The following is a 245-nucleotide window of genomic DNA, read 5'->3' as shown; positions in this document are numbered from 1 at the left end:
GTGGAGCTTGATCACGGGCCCAACGCGCAATCCCGACTCACCGCCGAGCTGCCCTCCGAGGTCGCTTCCGCCTGCTATGCCCGTGTTGATGCGATGGCACGCCGCCTACAGCGCAAGGGCGAGCAGCGCACGCTCGACCAGTTGCGCGCGGATGTGACCGCCGACCTGTTATTGGGCAACGACCCGGGCGTTCGCGTCCCGGAAGCCGCTGCCATGGTCTACCTGCACATGCCGGTTGACGCGGC

1 pseudogene is annotated in these 245 nt (G+C 67.8%); it reads left to right on the top strand.

Annotated elements, in window-relative coordinates:
- Positions 1–245: pseudogene (locus IF64_RS27590) on the top strand (hypothetical protein); the annotation flags it as partial.

The organism is Prauserella rugosa (assembly GCF_000719975.1).
GTDB lineage: Bacteria > Actinomycetota > Actinomycetes > Mycobacteriales > Pseudonocardiaceae > Prauserella > Prauserella rugosa.
Note: the sequence above shows the minus strand (reverse complement) of the source record. Positions and strands in the feature narration are given on the sequence as shown.